The organism is Streptomyces sp. CB01373, assembly GCF_002803075.1.
Classification (GTDB): Bacteria; Actinomycetota; Actinomycetes; order Streptomycetales; family Streptomycetaceae; genus Streptomyces.
In genome coordinates this window covers 22,563-46,098 of record NZ_NNBK01000013.1, presented here as the reverse complement: position 1 = coordinate 46,098, position 23,536 = coordinate 22,563, and the positions used below count along the sequence as shown (strand labels likewise).

Annotated in this window: 18 protein-coding genes, 5 tRNA genes and 1 pseudogene; 13 read left to right on the top strand and 11 right to left on the bottom strand. The window is 70.6% G+C overall.

Translation table 11 applies throughout. The features are described 5' to 3' along the window. The first annotated feature begins 111 nt into the window (after positions 1–111). The 6 genes from purS to purM all read left to right on the top strand — a co-directional run bounded on the left by purS (position 112) and on the right by purM (position 7,114). Positions 112–384 carry a phosphoribosylformylglycinamidine synthase subunit PurS gene (purS, locus tag CG719_RS21935; RefSeq protein ID WP_100570385.1) on the top strand — a complete coding sequence of 91 codons (273 nt, stop codon included), beginning with the start codon at positions 112–114 and terminating at the stop codon, positions 382–384. Beyond that, the gene (purQ, locus tag CG719_RS21930) at positions 381–1,061 is read left to right on the top strand and encodes a phosphoribosylformylglycinamidine synthase subunit PurQ (RefSeq protein WP_100570384.1); all 681 of its coding nucleotides are present in this window, start codon (positions 381–383) and stop codon (positions 1,059–1,061) included. Before purS ends, purQ begins: the two co-directional genes overlap by 4 nt. Further along, a complete protein-coding gene (gene purL / locus CG719_RS21925; RefSeq protein ID WP_100570383.1) occupies positions 1,058–3,316 on the top strand; it encodes a phosphoribosylformylglycinamidine synthase subunit PurL in 2,259 nt (752 codons plus the stop codon). Before purQ ends, purL begins: the two co-directional genes overlap by 4 nt. 129 nt (positions 3,317–3,445) lie before the next feature. Beyond that, positions 3,446–4,249, top strand: a complete 804-nt coding sequence (locus tag CG719_RS21920) for a sterol carrier family protein (protein ID WP_100570382.1) — start codon at positions 3,446–3,448, stop codon at positions 4,247–4,249. Positions 4,250–4,484: 235 nt separating this feature from the next. After that, positions 4,485–6,014, top strand: a complete 1,530-nt coding sequence (gene purF / locus CG719_RS21915; RefSeq protein WP_100570381.1) for an amidophosphoribosyltransferase — start codon at positions 4,485–4,487, stop codon at positions 6,012–6,014. A 32-nt stretch (positions 6,015–6,046) separates the two neighbouring features. Further along, positions 6,047–7,114 (top strand): phosphoribosylformylglycinamidine cyclo-ligase, encoded by a 1,068-nt coding sequence (gene purM / locus CG719_RS21910; RefSeq protein ID WP_100570380.1) that lies wholly within the window; start codon positions 6,047–6,049, stop codon positions 7,112–7,114. A 151-nt stretch (positions 7,115–7,265) separates the two neighbouring features. On the opposite strand, the gene CG719_RS21905 is transcribed toward purM, so the two are convergent. Both CG719_RS21905 and CG719_RS21900 read right to left on the bottom strand, forming a co-directional pair. Then, positions 7,266–7,517, bottom strand: a complete 252-nt coding sequence (locus CG719_RS21905; protein ID WP_100570379.1) for a DUF3073 domain-containing protein — start codon at positions 7,515–7,517, stop codon at positions 7,266–7,268. A 299-nt stretch (positions 7,518–7,816) separates the two neighbouring features. Beyond that, entirely contained in the window at positions 7,817–8,911 is a 1,095-nt protein-coding gene (locus CG719_RS21900; protein WP_100570378.1) for a Leu/Phe/Val dehydrogenase, read from the bottom strand. 282 nt (positions 8,912–9,193) lie between these two features. Here CG719_RS21900 and CG719_RS21895 point away from each other — a divergent pair, with 282 nt between their 5' ends. Both CG719_RS21895 and bldC read left to right on the top strand, forming a co-directional pair. Continuing rightward, complete coding sequence (locus CG719_RS21895) at positions 9,194–10,063, top strand: hypothetical protein (protein WP_100570377.1); 870 nt, start codon at positions 9,194–9,196, stop codon at positions 10,061–10,063. Positions 10,064–10,608: 545 nt separating this feature from the next. Further along, complete coding sequence (gene bldC, locus CG719_RS21890; RefSeq protein ID WP_003949541.1) at positions 10,609–10,815, top strand: developmental transcriptional regulator BldC; 207 nt, start codon at positions 10,609–10,611, stop codon at positions 10,813–10,815. Positions 10,816–11,289: 474 nt separating this feature from the next. Here bldC and CG719_RS21885 read toward each other — a convergent pair whose 3' ends face one another. From CG719_RS21885 to CG719_RS21855, 7 genes are all read right to left on the bottom strand, one after another. Beyond that, on the bottom strand, positions 11,290–11,484 hold the full coding sequence (locus CG719_RS21885) for a DUF6274 family protein (RefSeq protein ID WP_100570376.1): 195 nt from the start codon (positions 11,482–11,484) through the stop codon (positions 11,290–11,292). A 202-nt stretch (positions 11,485–11,686) separates the two neighbouring features. Further along, positions 11,687–11,761, bottom strand: a tRNA-Asp gene (locus CG719_RS21880). Positions 11,762–11,854: 93 nt separating this feature from the next. Beyond that, the gene (gene hrpA / locus CG719_RS21875) at positions 11,855–15,832 is read right to left on the bottom strand and encodes an ATP-dependent RNA helicase HrpA (protein WP_100570375.1); all 3,978 of its coding nucleotides are present in this window, start codon (positions 15,830–15,832) and stop codon (positions 11,855–11,857) included. Positions 15,833–16,027: 195 nt separating this feature from the next. Then, positions 16,028–16,104: transfer RNA gene (locus CG719_RS21870), tRNA-Phe, on the bottom strand. 25 nt (positions 16,105–16,129) lie between these two features. Then, positions 16,130–16,204 (bottom strand) — tRNA-Asp (locus tag CG719_RS21865). A gap of 48 nt (positions 16,205–16,252) precedes the next feature. Then, positions 16,253–16,325, bottom strand: a tRNA-Glu gene (locus CG719_RS21860). An 80-nt stretch (positions 16,326–16,405) separates the two neighbouring features. After that, positions 16,406–17,941: a metallophosphoesterase family protein gene (locus CG719_RS21855; protein ID WP_100570561.1), complete on the bottom strand. Its 1,536-nt coding sequence runs from the start codon at positions 17,939–17,941 to the stop codon at positions 16,406–16,408. Between the two features lie 153 nt (positions 17,942–18,094). On the opposite strand from CG719_RS21855, the gene CG719_RS21850 reads away from it, so the two are divergent. The 5 genes from CG719_RS21850 (at position 18,095) to CG719_RS36615 (ending at position 22,086) form a co-directional block, all read left to right on the top strand. After that, on the top strand, positions 18,095–18,445 hold the full coding sequence (locus tag CG719_RS21850) for a metallopeptidase family protein (RefSeq protein WP_199836727.1): 351 nt from the start codon (positions 18,095–18,097) through the stop codon (positions 18,443–18,445). Positions 18,446–18,527: 82 nt separating this feature from the next. Further along, positions 18,528–19,061, top strand: a complete 534-nt coding sequence (locus tag CG719_RS21845; RefSeq protein WP_100570373.1) for a hypothetical protein — start codon at positions 18,528–18,530, stop codon at positions 19,059–19,061. Between the two features lie 235 nt (positions 19,062–19,296). Then, complete coding sequence (locus CG719_RS21840) at positions 19,297–21,450, top strand: DEAD/DEAH box helicase (protein WP_100570372.1); 2,154 nt, start codon at positions 19,297–19,299, stop codon at positions 21,448–21,450. 201 nt (positions 21,451–21,651) lie between these two features. Then, positions 21,652–21,724 (top strand) — tRNA-Lys (locus CG719_RS21835). Positions 21,725–21,828: 104 nt separating this feature from the next. Next, positions 21,829–22,086, top strand: coding sequence for a hypothetical protein (locus CG719_RS36615; protein ID WP_234375700.1), 258 nt, complete (start codon positions 21,829–21,831; stop codon positions 22,084–22,086). Here the strand turns inward: CG719_RS36615 and CG719_RS37570 are convergent. Beyond that, positions 21,991–22,470 (bottom strand): annotated as a pseudogene (locus CG719_RS37570) (tyrosine-type recombinase/integrase); the annotation flags it as partial. The gene CG719_RS36615 and the pseudogene CG719_RS37570 overlap by 96 nt on opposite strands. A gap of 560 nt (positions 22,471–23,030) precedes the next feature. After that, the gene (locus CG719_RS21825) at positions 23,031–23,237 is read right to left on the bottom strand and encodes a hypothetical protein (protein WP_100570371.1); all 207 of its coding nucleotides are present in this window, start codon (positions 23,235–23,237) and stop codon (positions 23,031–23,033) included. Between the last annotated feature and the right edge of the window lie 299 nt (positions 23,238–23,536).

Sequence of the window (23,536 nt, the reverse complement as noted above, 5' to 3'; positions counted from 1 at the left end):
CGGCGTGGGGCCGTGACGGCCGTCACGTAGTTTCCTACGAGTCTACTCGCGTAGAAATTTTGTACGGGTAGTCTGAAGGAACCTGCTCAGCACCACACACCGGGAGTGCCAGTGGCACGCGTCGTAGTCGACGTCATGCTCAAGCCGGAGATCCTCGACCCCCAGGGCCAGGCGGTGCAGCGCGCACTGCCGCGGCTGGGTTTCGAAGGCATCTCCGACGTCCGTCAGGGAAAGCGATTCGAACTGGAAGTGGACGGGCCCGTCGACGAGGCCGCGCTCGCCCGCATTCACGATCTTGCCGAATCCTTCCTCGCCAACACCGTGATCGAGGACTTCACCGTCAAGGTCGAGTCCGATGACGTAGTCGCGGGGGCCACGAAGTGACCGCTCGTATTGGCGTCGTCACTTTCCCGGGCAGCCTGGACGACCGTGACACCCAGCGGGCGATCCGCCTCGCCGGTGCCGAACCGGTCGCTCTCTGGCACAAGGACAAGGACCTCAAGCAGGTCGACGCGGTCGTCCTGCCCGGTGGTTTCTCCTACGGCGACTACCTGCGGGCCGGAGCCATCTCGCGCTTCTCGCCGGTGATGGGGAGCGTCATCGAGCAGGCGCGGGCCGGACTGCCGGTGCTCGGCATCTGCAACGGCTTCCAGGTGCTCACCGAGGCCCATCTCCTCCCGGGCGCGATGCTCGGCAACGACCACCTGCACTTCATCTGCCGCGACCAGAAGCTGCGGGTGGAGAACGCGTCGACCGCCTGGACCAGCGACTACACCGCAGGCCAGGAGATCCACATCCCGCTGAAGAACATGGACGGGCGGTACGTCGCCGACGCGTACACGCTGGACAAGCTGGAGGCCGAGGGCCGCGTCGCCTTCCGCTACCTCGACGTCAACCCGAACGGCTCGCTGCGGGACATCGCCGGCATCACCAACGAGGCCGGCAACGTCGTGGGCCTCATGCCGCACCCGGAGCACGCCACCGAGCCGCTGATCGGCACCGGCCGCACCGACGGTCTCCCGTTCTTCACCTCGATCCTCAAGAAGCTGGTCACCGCATGAGCAGGACGCCTCTGGACACGGTCGAGCACGCGGCCGCGACCCCCGACGTCGAGCTGCCCTGGGCCGAACTCGGCCTGAAGAAGGACGAGTACGAGCGGGTCGTGGAGATCCTCGGCCGCCGCCCGACCGGCGCCGAGCTCGCGATGTACTCCGTGATGTGGTCCGAGCACTGCTCGTACAAGTCCTCCAAGGTGCACCTGCGCCAGTTCGGCGAGAAGGCCCCCGAGAGCGACGCCCTGCTCGTCGGCATCGGCGAGAACGCCGGTGTGGTGGACGTCGGCCAGGGCTACGCGGTCACCTTCAAGGTCGAGTCGCACAACCACCCCTCCTACGTCGAGCCCTACCAGGGCGCGGCCACGGGCGTCGGCGGCATCGTGCGCGACATCATCGCGATGGGCGCGCGCCCGGTCGCCGTCGTCGACCCGCTGCGCTTCGGCGCCGCCGACCACCCCGACACCAAGCGGGTGCTCCCCGGCGTGGTGGCGGGCATCGGCGGCTACGGCAACTGCCTGGGCCTGCCCAACATCGGCGGCGAGGTCGTCTTCGACGCCTGCTACCAGGGCAACCCGCTGGTCAACGCGGGCTGTATCGGCGTGATGCGGCACGAGGACATCCACCTGGCCAAGGCCTCGGGCACGGGCAACAAGGTCATCCTGTACGGGGCCCGTACGGGCGGCGACGGCATCGGCGGCGCGTCGATCCTCGCGTCGGAGACCTTCGACGACGCGAAGCCGTCCAAGCGCCCGGCGGTCCAGGTCGGCGACCCCTTCCAGGAGAAGCTGCTCATCGAGTGCACCCTGGAGGCCTTCGCCGAGAAGCTGGTCGTCGGCATCCAGGACCTCGGCGCGGCCGGTCTGTCCTGCGCGACGAGCGAGCTGGCCTCCAACGGCTCCGGCGGCATGCGCGTCATCCTGGACGACGTCCCGCTGCGCGACTCCACGCTCTCGCCCGAGGAGATCCTCATGAGCGAGTCGCAGGAGCGCATGTGCGCGGTCGTCGAACCGGAGAAGGTCGACCGCTTCCTGGAGATCTGCGAGAAGTGGGACGTCATCGCCACCGTCATCGGTGAGGTGACCGACGGCGACCGGCTGGAGATCTACTGGCACGGCGGCAAGATCGTCGACGTCGACCCGCGCACGGTCGCCCACGAGGGCCCGGTCTACGAGCGCCCGTACGCGCGCCCGGAGTGGCAGGACGCCCTCCAGGCCGACGACGCGAACAAGCTGCCGCGTCCGCAGACGTCCGAGGAGCTGAAGGACCAGGTCCTGAAGCTGGTGGCGTCCCCGAACCAGGCGTCCAAGAAGTGGATCACCCAGCAGTACGACCACTTCGTGCAGGGCAACACCGTGCTGGCCATGCCCGAGGACTCCGGCATGATCCGGATCGACGAGGAGACCGGCCTCGGCGTCGCCCTCGCCACCGACGGCAACGGCCGCTACGCCAGGCTCGACCCGTACACGGGCGCGCAGCTCGCGCTGGCGGAGGCGTACCGCAACGTCGCCACCACGGGCGCGAAGCCGCTGGCGGTCTCCGACTGCCTGAACTTCGGCTCGCCCGAGGACCCGGCGGTCATGTGGCAGTTCGCGGAGGCCGTGCGCGGTCTGGCGGACGGCTGCAAGCAACTGGGCACCCCGGTGACCGGCGGCAACGTCTCGCTCTACAACCAGACGGGCGAGGCCGCCATCCACCCGACCCCGGTGGTCGCCGTCCTCGGCGTGATCGACGACGTGGCCCGCCGCACCCCGGTCGCCTTCCAGGAGGAGGGCCAGCTCCTGTACCTCCTCGGCGACACCCGCGAGGAGTTCGGCGGCTCGGCCTGGTCGCAGGTGGTCCACGACCACCTCGGCGGCCTGCCCCCGAAGGTCGACCTGGAGCGTGAGCGCCTGCTGGCCGAGATCCTGATCTCCGCCTCCCGCGACGGCATGATCGACTCCGCGCACGACCTGTCCGACGGCGGCCTCGTCCAGGCGGTCGTGGAGTCCGCCCTGCTGGGCGGCAAGGGCGCGCGTCTGGTCGTACCCGACGGCCTGGACGCCTTCACCTTCCTGTTCTCGGAGTCGGCCGGCCGAGCCGTCGTGGCCGTGCCGCGCTCCGAGGAGGTCCGCTTCAACGACATGTGCGGCGCCCGGGCCCTGCCCGCCACCCGCATCGGCGTCATCGACGGCGACACGGTGGAGCTCCAGGGCGAGTTCGAACTCCCCCTCGCCACCCTGCGCGAGTCCCACGAGGGAACGATCCCGGCGCTGCTGGCGTAAGCCCCGTCGACGTACGCGGGCAGGCCCCGCCCGGTTCAGGGCGGGGCCTGCCCGCGCGTTCCGCCACCGTCTCGGCCGCCGGTCACGGCCGGGACGGCCGCGCCGCCGTGAAGGCATAGGCTCGCCGGCATGAGCCCGGTCAAGAAGCGCTCCCGGTCCCGGACCTACGACCCCGAGCGGACCCGTGGTGCCGTGCTGGCGCAGTTCGGGCATGTGCGGGATGCCGTGCGTGTGCTGACCGCCGAGCAGCTCGCGCTGCCCACGCGGCTCGGGGACTGGACCGTGCGGGATCTGGCCGCCCACGTCGGCATGGCGCTGTCGGCCGTCGGCCGGCTGCTCGAGGAACCCGAGCCGGCCCGGCAGGACGGCGCCCTGCTCGACTGGCCGTCGGCCATCGGCGCCGACGCCGCCGCCATCGCCGCCCACGCCCGCCAACTCGCCGAGCGGAACCCGGACCTCGGCGCCTACCTCGACGCCACCGAGCGGGACTTCACGGCCGCTCTCGCCGCGCACCCCGGCACCCGGCTGCTCGGCACCAGCGCGGGCGCCCTGCCGCTGGCCGACTACGTCGTCACCCGCACCGTCGAGCTCGTCGTCCACACCGACGACCTGAACGCCGCCGTGCCGGGCCTGGACATCCCCCACGACCGCCAGGCGCTGGCCGCCGCCACCCGGCTGCTCGCCGACGCGCTCGCCGCCCGTGCGCCCGGCGGATCGACCGAGGTGCGCATCCCGCCGTACGCCGTCGTGCAGTGCGTGGAAGGCCCCCGGCACACCCGCGGCACCCCGCCCAACGTCGTCGAGACCGACCCGCTGACCTGGGTCAGGCTGGCCGCCGGCCGGCTGGCGTGGCGGGACGCCGTGGCGGCCGCCCAGGTCAGCGCGAGCGGGGAGCGCGCCGATCTCGGCGGGCTGCTGCCGCTCCTGGCCTGAACCCGCTCCCCGAGGCATCCACGGCCCCAATGGTGTGCGACACCTCACTCATGTCCGCCAGGAAAAGTCCGCGGCGCCTTCCCGGCGGTACCCCACCCGGCGGACGGATGATCGACACAGCGCCCTGACCTGCTGAAACGCCGACGGCGCGTGCGAGGCGACGGGGAAAGTGGCCCCGGACCTGCGCGCATCCCCCAATTCGGACCAGTGGTCGACCTCGCCTACACTCGGAACCGTGCCACGTGGTGACGGACGACTCAACCACGACCTGCTCCCCGGAGAGAAGGGCCCCCAGGACGCGTGTGGCGTCTTCGGAGTCTGGGCCCCGGGTGAAGAGGTCGCGAAGCTCACGTACTTCGGGCTGTACGCCCTCCAGCATCGGGGCCAGGAATCCGCGGGCATCGCGGTCAGCAACGGCTCCCAGATCCTCGTCTTCAAGGACATGGGACTGGTCTCCCAGGTCTTCGACGAGACCTCGCTCGGTTCCCTCCAGGGTCACATCGCGGTCGGACACGCCCGCTACTCGACCACCGGCGCCTCCGTGTGGGAGAACGCCCAGCCGACGTTCCGCGCCACCGCGCACGGATCGATCGCCCTCGGACACAACGGCAACCTGGTCAACACCGCCCGGCTCGCCGAGCTGGTCGCCGACCTGCCGAAGGACAACAACGGGCGCTCCACCCGCGTCGCGGCCACCAACGACACCGACCTGCTCACGGCCCTGCTGGCCGCCCAGGTCGACGCCGACGGCAAGCCGCTGACCATCGAGGAGGCGGCCCACGCCGTCCTCCCGCAGGTCAAGGGCGCCTTCAGCCTCGTCTTCATGGACGAGCACACCCTCTACGCCGCCCGTGACCCGCAGGGCATCCGCCCGCTTGTCCTGGGCCGCCTGGAGCGCGGCTGGGTCGTCGCCTCGGAGACCGCCGCGCTGGACATCACCGGCGCCAGCTTCGTCCGCGAGATCGAGCCCGGCGAGTTCGTCGCCATCGACGAGAACGGTCTGCGCACCTCCCGATTCGCGGAAGCGAAGCCCAAGGGCTGTGTCTTCGAGTACGTGTACCTGGCCCGCCCGGACACCGACATCGCAGGCCGGAACGTCTACCTCTCCCGGGTCGAGATGGGCCGCCGCCTGGCGAAGGAGGCCCCCGTCGAGGCCGACCTCGTCATAGCGACCCCGGAGTCCGGCACCCCCGCCGCCGTCGGCTACGCGGAGGCCTCCGGCATCCCCTTCGGCAGCGGCCTGGTGAAGAACGCCTACGTCGGCCGGACCTTCATCCAGCCCTCGCAGACCATCCGCCAGCTCGGTATCCGCCTGAAGCTGAACCCGCTGAAGGAAGTCATCAAGGGCAAGCGCCTGGTCGTCGTCGACGACTCGATCGTGCGCGGCAACACCCAGCGGGCCCTGGTACGGATGCTCCGCGAGGCCGGCGCCGCCGAGGTGCACATCCGGATCTCCTCGCCGCCGGTGAAGTGGCCCTGCTTCTTCGGCATCGACTTCGCCACCCGGGCCGAACTCATCGCCAACGGCATGAGCGTCGACGAGATCGGCACCTCCCTGGGCGCCGACTCGCTGGCGTACATCTCCATCGACGCCATGATCGAGGCGACCACCATCGCCAAGCCGAACCTGTGCCGCGCCTGCTTCGACGGCGAGTACCCGATGGAACTGCCCGACCCCGAGCTGCTCGGCAAGCAGCTGCTGGAGTCCGAGCTGGCCGCCGGCCCGGCCGCCACGGCCGCGACCGACGCGATCCGCCGTCCGTAAGCACGCAAGACGACACAGAGGTTCCCAAGGTCATGTCTTCCGAGACCACTGGCGCCAGCTACGCGAGCGCCGGCGTCGACATCGAGGCGGGCGACCGCGCCGTAGAGCTCATGAAGGAGTGGGTGAAGAAGACCCGCCGCCCCGAGGTGCTCGGTGGCCTCGGCGGCTTCGCCGGCCTCTTCGACGCCTCCGCCCTCAAGCACTACGAGCGCCCGCTGCTCGCCTCCGCCACGGACGGAGTCGGCACCAAGGTCGACATCGCCCGCAGGCTCGGCGTGTACGACACCATCGGTCACGACCTGGTCGCCATGGTCATGGACGACATCGTGGTGTGCGGTGCCGAGCCGCTGTTCATGACCGACTACATCTGCGTCGGCAAGGTCCACCCCGAGCGGGTCGCCGCCATCGTCAAGGGCATCGCCGAGGGCTGCGTCCTGGCCGGCTGCGCGCTGATCGGCGGCGAGACCGCCGAGCACCCGGGGCTGCTCGGTGAGGACGACTTCGACGTCGCCGGCGCGGGCACGGGCGTCGTGGAGGCGGACCGGCTGCTCGGCCCGGATCGCATCCGCAAGGGTGACGCGGTGATCGCCATGGCGTCCTCCGGGCTTCACTCCAACGGGTACTCCCTGGTCAGGCATGTGCTGCTGGACCGGGGCGGACTGCCGCTGGAGGCGCATGTCGAAGACCTCGGCCGCACCCTCGGCGAGGAGCTGCTGGAGCCGACCAGGATCTACTCGCTGGACTGCCTGGCCCTGATCCGGACCACCGAGGTGCACGCCTTCAGCCACGTCACCGGCGGCGGGCTCGCCGCCAACCTGGCCCGGGTGATCCCGGACGGTCTGCACGCCGTGGTCGACCGCGCCACCTGGACCCCGGCCCCCGTCTTCGACCTGGTCGCCAGGACCGGCGACGTCGAGCGGCTGGAGCTGGAGAAGACCCTCAACATGGGTGTGGGCATGATCGCGATCGTGCCCGAGGAGTCGGTCGACGTGGCCCTCGCCACCCTGGCCGACCGAGGTCTCGACGCCTGGGTGGCCGGCGAGATCACCGACCGAGGCGCGCACACCACGGGCGCGGCCCTGGTGGGGGACCACGAGTGAGTTCCCGTGACCGGCACGCTCCGGCCGCCGATGCCCGGTGGGCGTCGGCGGCCGTCAGCGGGCGCACGAAACCCGGTCCGGTGTGTGAGCCCCGGACCGGGTGAGGTGCGATGCCTACGGCACGCCGGATACGGCTGAGCCGCCGCGGGCGTTATGCGCCGCGGCGGTGCTGCCGCGAGGAGTTGTCGTCCTCGTCCTCGCCGTCGTCCTCGTACAACTCGGCGTACCGTGAGTACACGTCGTCGTCCTGCTCATCGTCCTCGAAGCGGTCGCCGTTCGGCGACTGATTCGACGTCGATGCGCCCAGCTCCTCGGCCAGGCGTGAGAGATCCGTCCCACCGCTGTTGTACTTCAGCTGGCGGGCGACCTTCGTCTGCTTGGCCTTGGCCCGGCCGCGCCCCATGGCTCGACCCCCTCAACGACGGGGCTCGATGGCCCCAGAGTCTGACACGCGTTCATGATCCGGAACGGGCTCTCCGTGGAGAGACCGGTCCGTAGGGCTTCCACGGTACCTGAGCCCGCGCCCATACGGTACGTCGCCCACCGGACGCGCGTGTGCACAGGACCGTCGAGGAAGCCTGTCCTTGCTGGTCAGTGGCGATTTTAACCACTTATCCGCGGACGACCCGCCGGTGGAAGTGAGAGTTCTCTCCAACCGTCCACCGGCAGGTACCGCACGGACGTGCGACGTCCGCCGTACCGTCAGCGGGCGGTCCGGGCTTCCCTGGCTTCCGACATCCGCTGCTCGGCGATCCGGTCGGCCGCGGCGGCCGGCGGAATCCCGTCTTCCTTCGCACGTGCGAATATGGCGAGCGTGGTGTCGAAGATCTCCGACGCCTTCGCCTTGCACCGGTCGAAGTCGAAGCCGTTCAGTTCGTCGGCGACCTGGATGACACCGCCGGCGTTCACCACGTAGTCCGGCGTGTAGAGGATCGAGCGGTCGGCCAGATCCTTCTCGACGCCCGGGTGGGCGAGCTGGTTGTTCGCCGCGCCGCACACCACCTTGGCGGTCAGCACCGGCACGGTGTCGTCGTTCAGGGCGCCGCCGAGAGCGCATGGGGCATAGATGTCCAGCCCCTCGGTCCGGATCAGCGCGTCGGTGTCGGCGGCCACCGCCACGGCGGGGTACTGGTCGGTGACGCGCCGTACTGCGTCCTGCCGCACGTCCGTGATCACGACCTGGGCACCCTCCTTGACCAGGTGCTCCACGAGGTAGTACCCGACCTTGCCGACGCCCGCGACGCCGACCTTGCGGTCGCGCAGCGACGGGTCGCCCCACAGGTGCTGGGCGGAGGCCCGCATGCCCTGGTAGACGCCGAAGGCGGTCAGCACCGAGGAGTCGCCCGCGCCACCGTTCTCGGGCGAGCGGCCGGTGGTCCACCGGCACTCGCGTGCCACGACGTCCATGTCGGCCACGTACGTGCCGACGTCACACGCGGTGACGTAGCGCCCGCCGAGCGAGGCGACGAACCGCCCGTAGGCGAGCAGAAGTTCCTCGGTCTTGATCTTCTCCGGGTCACCGATGATCACGGCCTTGCCGCCGCCGAGGGCGAGGCCGGCCATGGCGTTCTTGTACGACATGCCACGCGCGAGGTTCAGCGCGTCGGCGACGGCCTGCTCCTCGTTCGCGTACGGGTAGAAGCGCGTACCGCCGAGCGCGGGGCCCAGGGCGGTGGAATGGATGGCGATGACGGCCTTGAGGCCGCTGGCGCGGTCCTGACAGAGCACGACCTGCTCATGGCCCCCCTGCTCCGAGTGGAACAGGGTGTGCAGGACGCCGTTGGTCACGTCGGTCACGGTGGTGACTCCCGGGTAAGTAGCGGCGAGCGGGGACTGACCCTCCGAGAACCTCCGCACGTTGTGGTGGCGGGGGCGGCGGGAGGGGTGGTGGGCGGCGGCCGGTGGGCCGCTCAGCAGGAGATTAGACCCTGACTCCGCCATCCATGACCCTCGTGGTCCCGATCACCCTCCCCCGGAGTACGCCGCCACCCGGGCGTGGGACGATTTGCTGTGGTTTTCCGTCCACCCGGGTGCGGGCCGGGCGGGTTTCGGGTCCGGTCCGGTGGGGAGGGAGCAGGCGTGCCCAAGGTGTCCTCCGTGGTCGTTCCGTACGCGACCTACTTGCGCGTGTACGAGCCGCTGGCCGCCTTCCCGGAGCCGGAGCGCAGCCACTGGGCGCGCTATGCCCGGCGCCCCGACCGCCCCTCCTGCCAGGACGAACTGCGCCGCTCGCTGGCCGACCTGCTGCCCACCCCGCCGGTGCCGGTCCCGGTGCACGAGAGTCCGGACGCGTTCGTGCTCGACGTCGAAGGGGTGGTCTGCGTCTGCCCCTGGCGCACCCGGCTGCGCAGCTGGCAGGCCCTGGGCGGCCTCGCCGAGGAGTTCCCGGCCGCCGTGCTGGACGCGGTGCTGCCGCCGCTGGTGCGCCACCAGGCCACCCAGGACTACGAGCGCTGGCTGGCCGACAACCCCGACGCCCGCCCCTGGATCCGCACCGCGACCTGGCAGGTGCCGCTGAGCTGGTTCGTGCTGGTCTCCGACGAGGAACGCGAGTACGTCAAGGGCTCCGGGGACTCCGGGAGCCCCGCCGGCTTCGGGGGCGACGTGCCGGTGCTGCGCTACCGGACGCCGATGGTGCAGGCGCGGCGGCGGGTGGCGCGCGGGCTGCGGGCCCTCAAGGACGCCGTCGACGAGGGGCCGATGATCGACGGCCTGGTGGACGTCGGACGCTGGCTGGAGGAGTTCCACCCGCGTTCGCTGGTGGAACTCGACTACGGCGGCCTGGTGCACGCGCTGCCGGCCGGTGAACTGGAGGGCGACCACTCGGCGGCCGACGTGGCCGAGGGGGTCGAGGCGCTGCGTCAGGGCGACGGGGCGGCCGCGGGGGAGGCGTACGGGCGGCTGGTGGAGCGTTGGCGGGCGGTGCGCGACCGGCGGTCCGCGAACTGACGGCCTGCCAGGAGCGGCGTCCGAGGTGACGCAGATCACGGCCGAACGGGGTCGCGAACAGCGTACCGTCAAGGGCGTTTCCGGGAGCTGACGGGACGTAGGTTCTGATCCGGGCGTTTACGTCAAGGGTGACGGACGGCACTTACCCGACTCTTGCGCCGCTTGCCACTCCTCGTGCCAAAATAGGACAAGGAGTCCGGGGAGGGCTCCTTCCGTCCAACTGTGCTCCACTATGGGCGGAATCTCCGCATTGCACTCTTTGGGGGGTCTGGTGCCTCCTGATCGCGCTGTGACTGATCGTCACAGTGGCGTGACTGTCCGCTATGGCATGGTCCATCGGCTTCCGTCGCTGATGAACACCTGGGAGGGCAATTCCATCGGTTTGGCCGACGCGGCTGGACAGATGGTGTAGTTGTAGTGCCGAGGACAAGCCGTTCGTCCTATAACCGACTCGACTCGCGTCCGCCATTTCGGGCAACGCGGGTCAAGGTGCAGAATTTAGAGGAAAGAACCGAGAAGGTTCGGTTCTCCCGAGGAGGCCGCTCATGACCGCTCGCACCCCTGATGCCGAGCCGCTGCTGACCCCGGCTGAGGTCGCCACCATGTTCCGCGTCGACCCGAAGACGGTCACGCGCTGGGCGAAGGCCGGCAAGCTCACGTCGATCCGCACGCTCGGCGGGCACCGCCGCTACCGCGAGGCCGAGGTCCGCGCACTGCTCGCGGGCATTCCGCAGCAGCGCAGCGAGGCCTGAACAACCGAATAACCGGACGAACCGGCTGGTCCCCCAACTGGTCGAGACGTCCGGAACCGCAGCTCCAAGCGACGCGGGTCCTGCCCCAACAGGCCCCACGCCCAAGCCATCAGAGCTCCGCAGGCAAGTGAACAAGGGTGCGTCGTCGATCGCGCTGGACTCCGCCGGGTCCAGCGCGATCTTTTTTGTGTGCCTTCCGGACCCACGGGGTGGCTCTGTGAGCGGGCTTGTCGGAGTCTGGGGAGGCTCGGCGGATCATCTGTGGAGCAACGCGCAGGGCAGTGCAATTGCACATATTAAATTGACCCCGTGTAGGGCGGGAGTAAATACCGCACTTTCAGAAACTCATTCGGTGACACCCGTCACATGCCGAGGCGCTTGTTGCCGACCGGGTCTCTGCGCTAATGGAAGATCCGGTTCCATCGCCGCATGCCCGCAAGGGAGTTGGGGATCCGGCGCGCGTCACGGGCCGGCTCACGCCGTCGGGGCGCTGTCGTCCTCCACGGCCTCGCCAGTCGCGCTGGAGGCCGTCCGTGGGGCGCCGGCCATCTCCAGGCGCAGCAGTTGGTGACAGACGGCGCAGCGGCGGGTGAGGTGGCGGTACGACGAGGCCGCCGCGAGGTGTGCGCGGAGCAGCGCCCGCGTCTCGTGCCTGGCCGATGCCGCCATACGCCACCTCCAGTGGACCGCGGGGGAGCGGGGCCTGTTCCCTGGGTACCGAGGGAATGTGACGCCGTCAAGACACGGCGGCGGGCCGCAGGGCGTCCCGGCGCCCCTGTGATGCTCCGGAAGCGGCTTCGTGGACGGGGCGCGTGAGCGCACGGGAAGAGGGCCCGTACCCCCTCGGGGGTACGGGCCCTCTTGACAGAAGCGGTCCTGACGGGATTTGAACCCGCGGCCTCCACCTTGACAGGGTGGCGAGCACTCCAAACTGCTCCACAGGACCAGGTTTCGCGGCGCCATTCGTGCGTTGCGCTGCGAAAAGAGACTCTACAGGAGCGGGGGCCCGGGGTCGAACTCACTCAGTGCGCACGGTCCGTCACGGAGCGGCCGCGTCGATCGCCTTCACGATCCGCTTGTCGGAGACCGGGTACGCCGTGCCCAGCGCGTGCGCGAAGTAGCTCACCCGGAGCTCCTCGATCATCCAGCGGATGTCCAGGACCGAGGACGGCACCGGCCGGCCTCGCGGCATCTGCTCCAGCAGCCACGCGTACTCGTCCCGCATCTCATGGACCTTCTCCATGCGCGTGGTGTCCCGCTGGACGTTCGTCGGCATCTGCTGGAGGCGGCGGTCGGCGGCCACCAGATAGCGCATCAGGTCCGGCAGGCGCCGTACCCCGGACGCCGTCACGAAACCGGGCTTCACCAGGCCGTCCAGCTGAGCCCGCAGGTCCGCCAGGTTCGGCAGCAGCACGGGGCTGCGTACGGCCTTCAGACGGCGCTCACAGGCCTGCCAGGCGGCCAGCACCTGCTGCACCTGGCCCACCGTCCGCACGGTCGTGTCCACGATCTCGGCACGCACCTTGTCGTACAGCTTCCGGTACGACTCCTCGTCCCAGACCGGCCCGCCGAAGTCCGCGATCAGCCGGTCCGCCGCCGCCGTCGCACAGTCGTCGAACAGCGCCTGGATCGAGCCGTGCGGGTTCGCCGAGAGTGCGAGCTTCTGCTGGTTGCTCAGCTTTTCGGACGCGAACTTCGCCGGGTTGACCGGGATGTTGCGCAGGATCAGCCGCCGCGTGCCCCGCCACATCGCCTCGGCCTGCTCGGCCTCGGTGTCGAAGAGCCGCACGGACACGGTGTCGCCGTCGTCGACGAGCGCCGGGTAGGCCTTCACCGGCTGGCCGGCCCGGCGCGTCTCGAAGACCGGGGCCAGGGTGCCGATGGTCCAGTCGGTCAGGCCCTTGCGCTCAAGGGACTCCCCGCCCTGCCGCTCCGCGGTCGCCGCCGCGGCCTGGGACAGGGCCTCGCGCGCCCTGGGCTTCAGCTTCAGTTGCAGCGCCTGGAGGTCCTTGTCCTCGGCCAGCTTGCGGCGCCGCTCGTCGACGATCCGGAACGTGACCTTCAGATGGTCGGGGACCCGGGACCAGTCGAAGTCCTCGGCCTCGAAGGGCACACCGACCATGCGCTTCAGCTCACGCGCCATCGTGGTCGCCAGCGGCTCCTGCAACGGCACCGCCGATTCCAGGAACGCCTTCGCGTAGTTCGGCGCCGGCACGTAGTTGCGGCGGATCGGCTTGGGCAGCGAGCGGATCAGCTCGGTGACGACCTCCTCGCGCAGCCCCGGGATCTGCCAGTCGAAGCCCTCGTCCGTCACCTGGTTCAGCACCTGCAACGGGATGTGGACGGTCACGCCGTCCGCGTCCGCGCCCGGCTCGAACTGGTACGTCACCCGGAACTTGAGGTTCCCCTGCCGCCAGGAGTCCGGATAGTCGGCCTTGGTGACCGCCTCCGCCGACTCCCGGATGAGCATCTCCCGCTCGAAGTCCAGGAAGTCCGGCTGCTCGTGCCGCTTGCTCTTCCACCAGGAGTCGAAGTGCGCACCGGACACCACGTGTTCGGGGACCCGCCGGTCGTAGAAGTCGAAGAGCGTCTCGTCGTCGACGACGATGTCCCGGCGCCGGGCCCGGTGCTCCAGCTCCTCCACCTCGCTGAGGAGCCTGCGGTTGTCGGCGAAGAACTTGTGGTGCGTACGCCAGTCGCCCTCGACGAGCGCGTTGCGGATGAACAGCTCCCGGCTGAGCTCCGCGTCGATCCGCCCGTAGTTCACCTTCCGCTGGGCGACGATCGGAACGCCGTACAGCGTCACCTTCTCGTACGCCACCACCGCCGCCTGGTCCTTCTCCCAGTGCGGTTCGCTGTACGTCCGCTTCAGCAGATGCCCGGCGAGCGGCTCGACCCACTCCGGCTCGATCCTCGCGTTGACGCGGGCCCACAGCCGGGACGTCTCCACGAGTTCGGCGGACATCACGAAGCGCGGCGGCTTCTTGAACAGCGCCGAGCCCGGGAAGATCGCGAACTTGGCGCTGCGGGCGCCCAGGTACTCGTTCCGGCCGCCGTCCTTGCGCGCGCCCGGCCCGGAGTCCTTGGACTCCTTCACGTCCTTCATGCCGATGTGCGACAGCAGACCGGCCAGCAGCGAGACGTGGATCCGGTCGGCGGGCGCGTCCTGGTCGTTGAGCTCGATCCCCATCTGCTTGGCGACCGTGCGCAACTGGCTGTAGATGTCCTGCCATTCGCGAATACGCAGGAAGTTCAGGAACTCCTGCTTGCACATGCGCCGGAACGACGAGGAGCCCCGCTCCCGCTGCTGCTCGCGGAGGTAGCGCCACAGGTTGAGGTAGGCGACGAAGTCGCTGGTCTCGTCCCGGAAGCGGGCGTGCTGCTGATCGGCCTGGGTCTGCTTCTCGGCGGGACGCTCACGCGGGTCCTGGATGGACAGCGCGGCCGCGATCACCATGACCTCGCGGACGCAGCCGTTGCGGTCCGCCTCCAGCACCATCCGGGCCAGGCGCGGGTCGACCGGCAGCTGGGCGAGCTTGCGGCCGGTCTCCGTGAGCCGCTTGCGGGCGTCCTTCTGCGCCGGGTCCAGCGCGCCCAGCTCCTGGAGCAGCTGCACGCCGTCACGGATGTTGCGGTGGTCCGGCGGGTCGATGAACGGGAACTTCTCGATGTCGCCGAGGCCGGCCGCGGTCATCTGGAGGATGACCGAGGCGAGGTTGGTCCGCAGGATCTCCGCGTCCGTGAACTCCGGGCGGGTGAGGAAGTCGTCCTCGCTGTAGAGCCGGATGCAGATGCCGTCGGACGTACGCCCGCAGCGGCCCTTGCGCTGGTTGGCGCTGGCCTGCGAGACCGGCTCGATCGGCAGCCGCTGCACCTTGGTGCGGTGGCTGTACCGGGAGATCCGGGCGAAGCCGGGGTCGATCACGTACTTGATGCCGGGAACGGTCAGCGAGGTCTCGGCGACGTTGGTCGCCAGGACGATCCTGCGGCCGGAGTGCGGCTGGAAGACCCGGTGCTGCTCGGCGTGCGACAGCCGCGCGTACAGCGGCAGCACCTCCGTGAACCGGTAGCTCTTCTTGTTGAGCGCGTCGGCCGTGTCGCGGATCTCGCGCTCCCCGGAGAGGAAGACGAGGACGTCCCCCTGCCCCTCGGCCATCAGCTCCTCGACCGCGTCCGTGATCGCGGTGATCTGATCCCGGTCGGCGTCGTCGGAGTCGTCCTCCAGCAGCGGCCGGTAGCGCACCTCCACCGGATACGTCCGCCCGCTGACCTCGATGATCGGGGCGTCCCCGAAGTGCCGTGAGAAGCGCTCGGGATCGATGGTGGCCGAGGTGATGACGACCTTGAGGTCCGGCCGCCGCGGCAGCAGCTGCGCGAGATAGCCCAGCAGGAAGTCGATGTTGAGGGACCGCTCGTGGGCCTCGTCGATGATGATCGTGTCGTAGGCCCGCAGCTCGCGGTCGGTTTGGATCTCCGCGAGCAGGATGCCGTCCGTCATCAGCTTGACGAACGTGGCACCGGGATCCACCTGGTCGGTGAACCGCACCTTCCAGCCGACGGCCTCACCGAGCGGGGTGTCCAGTTCCTCTGCCACACGCTCGGCGACAGTACGGGCGGCGATCCGGCGGGGCTGGGTGTGCCCGATCATGCCGCGTACGCCCCGGCCGAGCTCCATGCAGATCTTCGGGATCTGCGTGGTCTTCCCGGACCCCGTCTCACCGGCGACGATGACGACCTGGTGAGCACGGATCGCGTCGGCGATCGCGTCCTTCTTCTGGCTGACCGGCAACTGCTCGGGATAGCTGATCGCCGGCACCCGGGAACGCCGGGCGGTCATGCGCTCCTCGGCCTTCCCGACGTCGCCCTCGATCTCGGCGAGAACGGCGGCACGCGCCTCCGGCTTGCGAATCTTGCGCGCACCTTCGAGCCTGCGGCCGAGCCGGTGCGCGTCGCGCAGCGACAACTCGTTCAGCCGGGAGGCGAGGGCGCCGAGGGCGGGGGCGGGATGCGTAGACATACGGGACCCAGGATCTCATCCCCGGGATTTTCCTGGCGAACGCTTTAGCTCGCGGGCCGCGGGCCGCCGCGGGCGGCACCCCGGTTCGTGTGCGCGCCGCCGGTTCGCGCGTGCGCACTCGGCCGGCGTCACCGCCCCCGGGGACAAAGTCCCTGCGAACAAAAAAGATCCCGCCCATCGGGCGGGATCCTTCTCTGGTGGCTGGGGCCGGGGTCGAACCGGCGACCTATCGCTTTTCAGGCGATCGCTCGTACCAACTGAGCTACCCAGCCATTGAGGTTTCACGTGAAACCTCAGCGGTCCTGACGGGATTTGAACCCGCGGCCTCCACCTTGACAGGGTGGCGAGCACTCCAAACTGCTCCACAGGACCATGGTTGTGTGCGAACCAACGAACGTAAGTGTCGCACACCGTACTGCGTGCCCCCAACGGGATTCGAACCCGTGCTACCGCCTTGAAAGGGCGGCGTCCTAGGCCGCTAGACGATGAGGGCTATCGGCCCGCCTGGGCGCTTCTCAGCGCGTCGGGGACGTGAAAAGCATAGGGGATGGCCGGGGGTATCGCCAAAACCGTTTACGAGCCGGAGGGGGAGGGGGTGGACGGGGTGGGGCCGGACGGGGTGGGAGTGGCGCCCGGCTTGTTCTCCTCGGGCAGGTGGCGGCTGACCTCTGCCGTTGTCCGGCCCAGGCCGCCCAGCTTGATCGCGTCCCAGGCCTGGAGGCGGCGGCTGTCCCGGTCGAGGTAGAGGATCGACGCCTCGATCGGGGCCGGGTACTTCCCCTCGACAGCGCGCAGCCCGCTGCCGCCCGTGGATCCCTCCATGCGCAGCCGCGTGCCGTACCTGAGGACCTCCGTCCCCTCGTGGTGGAGGTGGCCGCAGAGCACCAGTGGCACGGTTCCGTCCGTCTCGCGGGCCGCGGACGGTTCGTGGGCGATGGCGATGTCGACCGGGGTGCCCTTGGCCTGCTGGTCGCGCAGGGCCGAGGCGAGACGGGCGCCGGCCAACTCCTCGGAGGCCTCAGCGCCCGCTGCGCCGGAGCGGTCGGGGGTGAACTGGGGGTCGCCGGTCCCGGCGAAGCGCAGTCCGGCGACGGTCTCGGCACGGCCGTCGTCGAGGACGTGCACGTTCTTCATCCGCTCCAGATACCGCTGGGTGACCTTCGAGTCGTGGTTGCCGCGCACCCAGACATACGGGACACCCAGGTCCTTGATCGGGTCCAGGAAGCCGTTCTCCGCCGCGGTGCCGTGGTCCATCGTGTCGCCGGAGTCGACGATCACGTCCACCTTGTACTGCTCCACCAGCGAGGCGATGATCTTCCAGCTCGCCGGGTTGAGGTGGATGTCGGAGACGTGCAGGACCCGGATGGTCATCGGGTCCGGCTGGTAGGCGGGGAGGGTGGAGGTGACGTCGTAGAGCTTGGTCACGTTCGTCACCAGGCGCGCCAGCTCCTGCTGGTAGACGTCGAACTCGGTGACGATGCTGCGCGCGTTGCCGACCACGGAGGGCGCCGAGGACAGCAGTCCGGAGAACTTCGGTTCCAGCACCGACTTGGGGTTCCAGGTGGCGTACGCCGTGGCCCCGGACGCGGCGAGCAGGGTCAGGGCGAGGCCGCCGGCCGCCAGAGCGCGGCGTGGGCGGCGGTAGACCGCCAGGCCGAGCGCGGTGGCGCCGGCGACGACGGCCACGCAGGACCGTACGGCCAGGTCGAGGGTGCCGTGCTCCACGTCGTGCGCCACTTCGTCCTGGAGGCCGGAGAATCGCTCCGGGTGGTCGACCAGGGCCTGGGAGCGGGCCGGGTCGAGCTGGTCGACGTTCACGTCGAGGCGGACCGGGGCGATGTGGCTGTCCAGTTCCAGGGAGCCGAGGGGGGAGACGTTGATCTTCGTGCCGCCGCTCAGGGAGGGGCGCAGGGTCATCGTGGTGTTCATGGGGCCGACGGGGGCCCGTACGTTGCCGACGACGAGCAGCCCCAGCCAGGCGCCGGCCAGGACGACGGCCACCAGTCCGGCGGCGCGCGCCCAGGGGCGCGGTTCGTGCGCCAGTGACAGCGCCGGACCTGGGCGCGGTGATCGGCGGCGGGGGGCGACTGCGTGCGCCGCCTTCAGCATGGCGGCGTGCACGGCCCTTCGTATGCCTCGGAGAGGGTGCGGGCGGTTCAGGTCTGCGACGGGAACGCGGGGCATTGGGCGCGTATGCCCGGGCCCGACACCCGATATGCCCGCGCACGGCATGCTCGCGTGGCCGTGCCGGACAATGACCGTGTGCTGGAGATGACGCGCGAGGAGTTCGAGGAACTGGTCGCCGAGGCCCTCGACCGGATTCCGCCGGAGCTGATGCGGCTGCTGGACAACGTCGCGGTGTTCGTCGAGGACGAGCCGCCCGCCGACGATCCCGAGCTGCTGGGGCTGTACGAGGGGACCCCGTTGACGGAGCGCGGCGAGTGGTACGCGGGGGTGCTGCCCGACCGGATCACGATCTACCGCGGGCCGACGCTGCGCATGTGCGAGACACGGGAGGACGTGGTCGCGGAGACGGAGGTGACGGTGGTTCACGAGATCGCCCACCACTTCGGGATCGACGACGAACGTCTGCACGCGCTGGGGTACGGCTGACCTTCGCGGGGCGGGGCGCGTGTCCTTGCGCGGGTGAAGGGAGTTGGGCACGGCGACTTCTTTCTCCCGGAGGTGGCTGCCCGTGCGCCCCTTGTACGTATCCGTCCGTCTCGCCGCGGCGGTCGCCGCCGTCGCCGCCGCCGCGGGCTGCATGAGCGTGGGGGAGGACGCCGGCGGTGCGGTCAGGCCGTCGCACTCCGCCGGAGCGAAGGGCGGCCTGGCCCCGGGTGGCGAGGGCGTGCTGTCCGGCGGCGGCGCGGGCCACGCCGGTGGCGGCGGGGAGGGCAGGCATGGCCACGGGGGCAAGGGGAAGCCGGGCGGGACGCCGGCCGCTTCCGACTCGCCGTCCGCCGAGGCGGGCGCGTCGGCGGCGCCGGGCGACGGCGGGGTGCCGCCGAAGGCGGGCGAGCCGACGCCGACCGAGGCGGTGCCGGTGCCCCCGCAGACGTCCGCCGCGCCCGAGCAGCCGCCGGCCTCGCCGCCCGCTCCGCCGGCCCAGTCGGATCCGCCGGTGTCCGAGCCCTCGCCCTCGGCGCACGACGGCACGGGTTCGCAGCTGGAGCAGCGGGAGCGTCCGTACAGGCCGGGCTGGCGGCCGCACCGGACGAGGGGCTGAGCCGACCTGCGGTGATGCCGCCGGTTCGCCTTCGCCGCGCCGCCGGTTTGCGTTCAGGGGTGCAGGGTGCGTATGGTGGTAGATCGTTTGATCCCATTTGCCCGGCGCCCATGCAGAGCGCGCCGTGTGGCGCGTACTCTCCTTTGCCGTGGCGGACCGCATCGAGGCGGTCGTGGCGCGAATCACGGAGTTGACGGGCGCGTGCCGACGAGACTCCGGAAGGTTTCGCATTCGCATGTCCATTTCCACTGATCACGTCGTCGTGCCCGAGAACGCCGACGACGCTCCCGAGAACAACGAGGCCCCGGAGACCACCTTCGCGGACCTCGGCCTGCCCGAGGGCGTCGTCCGCAAGCTCGCGCAGAACGGCGTGACCACGCCTTTCCCGATCCAGGCCGCGACCATCCCGGACGCCCTGGCCGGGAAGGACATCCTGGGCCGGGGCCGCACCGGCTCCGGCAAGACCCTCTCCTTCGGTCTGCCGACCCTGGCCACGCTGGCCGGCGGACGCACCGAGCGGAAGCGGCCGCGTGCGGTCATCCTCACCCCGACCCGTGAGCTGGCCATGCAGGTGGCCGACGCCCTCCAGCCCTACGGCGACGTCGTCGGTCTGCGCATGAAGGTCGTGTGCGGCGGCACCTCCATGGGCAACCAGATCTACGCCCTGGAGAAGGGCGTCGACATCCTGGTCGCCACGCCGGGCCGGCTGCGCGACCTCATCAACCGCGGCGCCTGCTCCCTGGAGGACGTGCGGATCACGGTCCTGGACGAGGCCGACCAGATGTCCGACCTGGGCTTCCTGCCCGAGGTCACCGAGCTGCTCGACCAGGTTCCGGCGGGCGGTCAGCGGATGCTGTTCTCCGCGACGATGGAGAACGAGATCAAGACTCTCGTCGACCGGTACCTGACCGACCCGGTCAGCCACGAGGTCGACGCGGCGCAGGGCGCGGTGACGACCATGTCGCACCACATCCTGATCGTGAAGCCCAAGGACAAGGCGCCGGTCACCGCGGCCATCGCCTCCCGCAAGGGCCGCACCATCATCTTCGTGCGCACCCAGCTCGGCGCCGACCGCGTGGCCGAGCAGCTGCGCGAGGCCGGCGCGAAGTCCGAGGCGCTGCACGGCGGCATGACGCAGGGCGCCCGTACCCGCACCCTGGCGGACTTCAAGGACGGGTACGTCAACGTCCTGGTCGCCACCGACGTCGCCGCGCGCGGCATCCACGTCGACGGCATCGACCTGGTGCTGAACGTGGACCCGGCCGGCGACCACAAGGACTACCTGCACCGGGCCGGCCGTACGGCCCGCGCGGGCCGCACGGGCACGGTGGTCTCGCTGTCCCTGCCGCACCAGCGGCGTCAGATCTTCCGCCTGATGGAGGACGCGGGCGTGGACGCCTCGCGCCACATCATCCAGGGCGGCGCGGCCTTCGACCCGGAGGTTGCCGAGATCACCGGCGCCCGGTCGATGACCGAGGTGCAGGCCGAGTCCGCGGGCAACGCCGCTCAGCAGGCCGAGCGCGACGTCGCCCACCTCACCAAGCAGCTGGAGCGCGCGCAGCGGCGTGCGTCCGAGCTGCGCGAGGAGGCCGACCGGCTGGTCGCCCGGGTCGCCCGCGAGCGCGGCGAGACCGTGACGTCCGAGGGCTCGGCCGCGGTGGCCGGTGAGCAGGCGGTGGCCGAGGTGTCGGTACCGGAGCAGCCGGCGGCCCGGGACATCGAGCGCATCGACCGGGAAGAGGGCGCCGAGCGCGAGGAGCGTACGGCGGCCCCGTCGTCGTACGACCGGCGTGAGCGGCGTGACGACCGGGGCGGCTTCAACCGCGACCGGGACCGTGCGCCCCGTTCCTTCGACCGTCGTGACGACCGCGGCGGCTTCAACCGCGACCGTGACCGCGGCGACCGGGGCGGCTTCCGCCGTGACGACCGGGGCGACCGCGGTGGCCGTTCCTTCGACCGCGACCGTGACCGCGGCTTCGAGCGCCGTGACGACCGCGGCTTCCGCCGTGACGACCGAGGTGACCGGGGCGACCGTGGTGGCCGTTCCTTCGAGCGGCGTGACGACCGGGGCGGCTTCGACCGCGACCGGGACCGTGCGCCCCGTTCCTTCGACCGTCGTGACGACCGCGGCTCGTTCGACCGCCGTGACGACCGCCGTGACGACCGTGGCGGCTTCCGCCGCGACGACCGCCCGGCCCGGCGCGACGAGCGCGGCGGGCACCGTGGCAGCGACCGCCCGTTCAACCGCGACCGCCAGGGCGACCGGCCCGGCTTCCGCTCCGGCGGCCACGAGCGCCCCTACGGCCGCCGTGACGACCACCGCAGCGGCGGCGGCGGCGGTTCCTTCGGCCGCCGCGACGACAAGCCGCGCTGGAAGCGCAACGGCTGACGCCGGGTGAATTCACCCGCAGGGCCCGTACGACTCCTGTCGTACGGGCCCTGCGGTTTTTCGAGCGAGCCAAAAGGGGATCTTCCGACCCCGGCCGTCACCCGGTCACCACCGATCACGCCGAACTTCCGGCCTGGCACCCCCGATACCCGATCGGCGACGGGCCCTCCTCCCGCTATGCTCGGGTAGGCAACATCGCCCGGGCCCTTAGCTCAATTGGCAGAGCAGTGGACTTTTAATCCATTGGTTGTGGGTTCGAGTCCCACAGGGCCTACCGGCGCCCGCGCCCTCGGAACCCCCGCCGACCTGGTCGGACGGGGGTTCCGTCGTTCCCGGCGCCTGCTCGGCGGGCGAATCCGTAGCCGAGGTGGTCACCAAGTGGTCACGCTGGCCCGCTGCTGGCCCGGCCGGCGCCGCCTTCCTGGCGCGCGGCACGAGGGCCGAGGCACGCTCGGCGGCATCCCGCCCGACGCCTCCGGGCAAGTGCGAGTAAGTGTCCACCGTGATCGCAATGGACGAATGGCCGAGGCGCTTGGACACGATCGCCACGTCTACGCCCGCGGCGAGCATGAGCGATGCCTGACCGTGGCGCAGGTCGTGAAGCCGGATGCGGCGCAGGCCGGCCGCGTCGATTAGGGCGCCGAACAGCTTGGTTACGTCGTCCGGGCGGAGCGGGTTGCCGTCCTCGCGGGCGAACACGAGGCCGTGGTCGGCGTACGCCTCGTCCCACTGCTCGCGCTCGGCGTCCTGGCGCATCCGATGGGCGAGCAGGGCGCCGACGGTGGCCTCGTCCAGGTCGACGACGCGGTCCTCGCCGCTCTTGGTCTTCGGCTTGCCGAACGACATTCCGAGGTGCCCGGCGGCGCAGTACGGGCACGGGACCGGCGCCTGCTTGTTCTTCTTCCGGCCGGACTCCTGTACGACCTGCTGCCGGACCACGATGACCCGGCGGGCGAAGTCGACGTCATCCCAGCGCAGGCCGACGGCCTCGCCGCGGCGCAGGCCCGTACCGGCGATCACCTCGAACAGCCCGCCGAGACCATTGTCGAGCGGCTACTGACGATCTCCGGTGAGGACGCGGTCACTGTCGACCGGAAGCACAAGGAACCGTGGTCCGGGCGCCTTCCGGCGCGGTTCATGCTGCTGTCCAATGAACCCCCCGCGTTCCGCGACTCATCCGGCGCGATCGCGTCCCGACTGCTCATCCTCACCATGACGATCAGCAACCTCGGTCGCGAAGACACCACTCTCGAACGCGACTTGGCCCGTGAGATGCCCGGCATCCTGAACTGGGCCCTCGACGGTACTCGGCGAAGTGGTGCGGATCGCCGCCGAGGCCGCTGGCACTCTCGACCGGCTCACCCGGGCCGCCATCGAGGCTGAGGGAAACTCCGGCCGGCACCGCGCCGCCCTCGCCCGTGAACAGCAGACTCTCGACCGCCTCACCCGGAAGCTCGCCCGCCGAGGGGGCGCCCGTGGTTAGGGGGTGTCCGACGGGTCGGCACAGTCCCTGCGACTCTCCCGGCTACGCTCGCGCGGGAGCGCCCCGCGGGGCGTGGCTGCGGGGCGCCTTGTGGGGTTTAGTCGACAGTCATCCCGTCGTATTTACCGCCCCAGCATTTGACGGTGTTGTGCAGATAGGGCTGTCCGCCGCCCTCCCTGCACTGAGAAGGCGTGGTGAAGCCACTGCCACCACCCTGTGCGGTGGCGGTGGCGGCGCCTGTGAGGCCGAGTCCGGCGAGGGCTGCCGTGGCGATGACGGCGGCGAGGATTCGTCGAATGCGCATTCGGTTCCCCTTTCACGGATTGCCTCGGTTGGGGCACTAGCCAGGTTGAGCTTCGCCCATGTGGGCGGCACGTCATGTTGCGCCATTCAGGTGACATGGCTGTCGGGAGCGAGGCCGCTGACCCGGCCCGCCCAAGGCCTTCGCGGCCGGCTGGGAAGGCGGGACGGGCGGCGGAGCGATGGCAGCTCTGGGGGTGGGGACGGTCTGCATGACGCGACCCGTCAGACACGCTCTAGCCACGCCGAGCAGGCCATAGCCGCCCGCATCGCCGCCGTACGAGCCCGCCGAGCCCAACAGGC

Coding starts and splice junctions, on each gene's coding strand:
- purL (WP_100570383.1), top strand. CDS start 1,058: ATGAGCAGGACGCCTCTGGACACGGTCGAGCACGCGGCCGCGACCCCC.
- CG719_RS21920 (WP_100570382.1), top strand. CDS start 3,446: ATGAGCCCGGTCAAGAAGCGCTCCCGGTCCCGGACCTACGACCCCGAG.
- purM (WP_100570380.1), top strand. CDS start 6,047: ATGTCTTCCGAGACCACTGGCGCCAGCTACGCGAGCGCCGGCGTCGAC.
- CG719_RS21905 (WP_100570379.1), bottom strand. CDS start 7,517: ATGGGGCGCGGCCGGGCCAAGGCCAAGCAGACGAAGGTCGCCCGCCAG.
- bldC (WP_003949541.1), top strand. CDS start 10,609: ATGACCGCTCGCACCCCTGATGCCGAGCCGCTGCTGACCCCGGCTGAG.
- CG719_RS21885 (WP_100570376.1), bottom strand. CDS start 11,484: ATGGCGGCATCGGCCAGGCACGAGACGCGGGCGCTGCTCCGCGCACAC.
- hrpA (WP_100570375.1), bottom strand. CDS start 15,832: ATGTCTACGCATCCCGCCCCCGCCCTCGGCGCCCTCGCCTCCCGGCTG.
- CG719_RS21855 (WP_100570561.1), bottom strand. CDS start 17,941: ATGCTGAAGGCGGCGCACGCAGTCGCCCCCCGCCGCCGATCACCGCGC.
- CG719_RS21840 (WP_100570372.1), top strand. CDS start 19,297: ATGTCCATTTCCACTGATCACGTCGTCGTGCCCGAGAACGCCGACGAC.
- CG719_RS21825 (WP_100570371.1), bottom strand. CDS start 23,237: ATGCGCATTCGACGAATCCTCGCCGCCGTCATCGCCACGGCAGCCCTC.